General features: G+C 72.7%; 2 protein-coding genes. Both read left to right on the top strand.

What is annotated here, in order from left to right:
- Positions 1 to 282 precede the first annotated feature (282 nt).
- Positions 283 to 1068: a PP2C family protein-serine/threonine phosphatase gene (locus ACHFGS_RS08490; RefSeq protein ID WP_394279483.1), complete on the top strand. Its 786-nt coding sequence runs from the start codon at positions 283 to 285 to the stop codon at positions 1066 to 1068.
- Between the two features lie 67 nt (positions 1069 to 1135).
- Positions 1136 to 3516, top strand: a 2381-nt coding sequence (locus tag ACHFGS_RS08485) for an FtsK/SpoIIIE domain-containing protein (protein WP_394289364.1), incomplete at its 3' end; no start/stop codon positions are given.

Below are 3516 nucleotides of genomic sequence, written 5' to 3'. Positions count from 1 at the left end.
GCGGAGCGCCCGCGCCATCGGCCGGCGTCCCCGGAGGAGGGGTCGCGTCGCCGGCGGGGGGAGGGGAGTCCGAGTCGCTCATGTCAGGTGCCCTTCTCTGATTCGCGTCGTCCGCGATGTGCGGCGGCGAGGCGTCCGCGCCGTCGGGAGCGCGTGCGCCGTCACAGCGTCACCGTAGCGCCGGTGGCGAATGCGGGCAATGGACGCGTTGCACGACGGCCTGAGGGCCCCGCGTCCATTAGAGTGTGAGGACGCTGCACCGATCACGAAAGGGTGGGGGGCGTGCCCGAAGCCACCGAGTCCCGGGTCGTGCAATTGCCGACCGGGACGATCGAGCTGCGATGGTCCGATGTGACGCATCGAGGTCGTCGGCGCGAGAACAATCAGGATTCGGTGCTCTCCGCGTTCCCGCTGTTCGTGGTCGCGGACGGTATGGGTGGACACATCGGTGGTGAGATCGCCAGCTCCCGCGCGATCGAACGGCTCTCGGCAGCCGTCGGAGACGGCGACGTCTCTCCCGAGACGATCGAGAAGGCGCTCGAGAACGCCGTGGCCGACATCGCCTCGCACACGGAAACCACCGACGAGGGCACCGGCACGACGGTCACCGGGGTCTACCTCGATCTGACCGGCGAGCAGCCCACCTGGGTGACCCTCAATATCGGCGACTCCCGCGTGTACCTGTTCCGTGACGGTGCGCTCGCGCAGGTCACCACCGATCACTCCGTCGTCCAGGAGCTCATCGCCGCGGGTCGGCTGAGTCCGGAGGAGGCGGAGAACCACCCGTACGGCAACGTCATCACCCGTGCGGTGGGGCCGAGTGACGGTGTCGTGCCCGACTACGTGCGGCTCGAGGTGCAGGACGGCGACCGATTCGTCGTCTGCAGCGACGGTCTGACGAAGGAACTCACCGACTACGGCATCCTCCATTTCCTGCTGCAGCATGAGGATCCGGCCGAGGCCGTCGACGCGATGCTCGAAGCGGCCCTGGAGAACGGCGGACGCGACAACGTGACGATCATCGTCCTCAACGTGTCCCGCACCGATTCCTCCACCGACGAGGTCTGACCGCCTTTCTCCACAGGCGCCCGGCGGAGGGTGCTGCGCCCCGCTCCCGGCAGCGGATCCTGGCCGGGTGACTGCGACGCCCCTCTCCGCGACCGACGAACCCGTGACCCTGCCGCGTGCGAGCACGCCGGCGCCGCGTCCGCCGATTCCGCTCCTGAGCGCACTCGTCCCGATGGTGGGAGCGGGTGTCCTCTGGGTCGTGACAGGGTCTGCGTACGCCCTGCTGTTCACGCTGCTCGGTCCTCTCATCGTGGTGGCGTCCATGGCCGATGCAGCGCGCGGCTCGCGGCGCACCCGGCGCCGCGAGCGCTCGGAGAACGCGCGTGCCCTCGCACAGGCGCGAGGTGAGATCGACCGTCGGCACGACGCCGAGCGCAGCGAGAGGTGGGCCCGGCATCCCGACGTCGGCGGATACCTCCGCAGGCCGGAGACGATCTGGCGCACCGTCACCGATCGAGACGAGAACCTCGTCGTCGGATCGGGGGAGGTCCTCAGCACGCTCCGCATCGGCGGGGGCGAGGGAGACCCCGCCGCCGGGGAGGTGCGACGTGACGCGTCGCGGATCGACCGTGCGCCGGTGGTCGTGCCCCTGACCGCAGGGGTCGCCGTGGTGGGGCCGCCGGACCTGGCCGCCGCGGTCGTCCGCGCATTGGCTCTCCAGGTGTGCCTAGCCCGGCCTCCGGGCAGAGTGCGCATCGGGGAGGACGGGCCGGCGTGGGCGGATGCCGCGCCTCACCGCGATGCCCCGGCCGGCCTGCTGATGCAGGTGCGTGAACGAGGTGGCCTCGTCGGCGCCGACGTCGACATCCCGATCGTCGCCGTCGCCGACGGCGATCCGCCTCCGCCGCGCTGCGGGGCGGTGCTGCGCCTCACCGGGCCGGCCACGGCCCGCTTGGACCTCGATGGCCGAAGCCACGACGTCGCCGTGGAGCCGGTCGCCGTGTCGCAGGCGGAGGCGCTCGCGGCGATGCTCGCGGACCGCGCCGAACGAGCCCTCGGGCAGAGCCTCGACGCGGCACCGCCCCTCCAACGGCTGTGGGAGACCGCCCCGCCCGGTGCGGCCGCGTCGCTGCCCGCCGTATTCGCGTCCGCCGCGGCGGAACCGCTTGCGGTCGACCTGGTCGCAGACGGCCCTCACGCCGTCGTCATCGGGGTGACGGGCGCCGGCAAGAGCGAACTGCTGACGTCCTGGGTGGTCTCGCTGTGCGCCACCCACACGCCGCAGCAGGTGGCGTTCCTGCTGGTCGATTTCAAGGGCGGCCGGACATTCGACCACCTGCTCCCACTTCCGCACGTCACCGGAGTGCTCACCGACCTCGACGATCAGACGGCACTCCGCGCGATCGAGAGCCTGCGGGCGGAGGTCCGTCATCGCGAGCGGCAGCTGGCCGATCTCGGCGCCCGGGACGTCGCCGAAGCGGGCGACAGCGTCGGGCGTCTCGTGATCGTGGTCGACGAGTACGCGGCCCTCGTCGCTGCGCACCCCGGCCTGCATGAGCTGTTCGCCGACCTCGCGGCTCGAGGTCGCGCCCTCGGCATCCACCTGATCCTGGCCGCGCAACGCGCGACGGGGGTGTTCCGCGACGCCGTTCTCGCGAATGCGCCGCTTCGGATCGCGCTCCGAGTGACGGATGCCGCGGACTCGCGGACGGTGCTCGGAGTGGACGATGCCGCGAAGCTGTCCGGGCGTCCGCACGCCCGGGGAGTCGCGCTCGTGCGCCGCGCCGGCGACACTGCTCCCGTTCCGGTGCGCGTGGCGCGCTGTGAGCCGGGCATCCTCGACGGCGTCGTCGCCCGGACATCCGCATCCCCGGCGCGGCGGCCGTGGCTCCCGCCGCTGCCCGCGGTCGTCGACCTCGCCGGGCTTCGGCAGTCGGGCGAGGTGATTCTCGGCATGGGAGACGATCCGGAGCGGCAGTGGCAGGGAGCGGTCAGCTGGGCTGAGACCGACATCGCGCTCGCGGTCGTCGGAGCGGCGGGCTCCGGCCGCACGGCAGTGCTCGACGCGATCGCGGCGCAGACCACCGCCGTCCGGATCCCGAGCGACCCCGAGGCCGCGTGGGACATGGTGCACACGCTGTCAGGCACCCCGCGGGGGTGCACCGTGCTGCTCGACGACCTCGACACCCTGCTGACTCGGCTCCCGTCCGAGTACGCCGCGGCGGCCCTCGACTCGCTGGAGGAGGTTGTCCGCGGGGGTCGGGAACGGGGGGTCCGCCTGGTGGTGTCGGCGCAGCGGTTGACCGGCGGCCTCGGCCGCCTCGTCGAGCTGATGCCCCGCCGCGTGCTCCTCGCCCTCGCCACGCGGGCGGACCACGTCGCCGCCGGCGGCGAGGCCGCCGACCACATCGCCGATCAGCCGCCGGGACGGGGGAGGCTCGGCCGCATGCTGGTCCAGTTCGCCCTGACGGATGCCGGTGCCTCCCCACCCCCAGCGGCTCCGCCGCC

The sequence above is a fragment of the Microbacterium sp. genome, assembly GCF_043427715.1.
Classification (GTDB): domain Bacteria; phylum Actinomycetota; class Actinomycetes; order Actinomycetales; family Microbacteriaceae; genus Microbacterium.
This window is presented reverse-complemented; position numbering and strand designations above follow the sequence as displayed.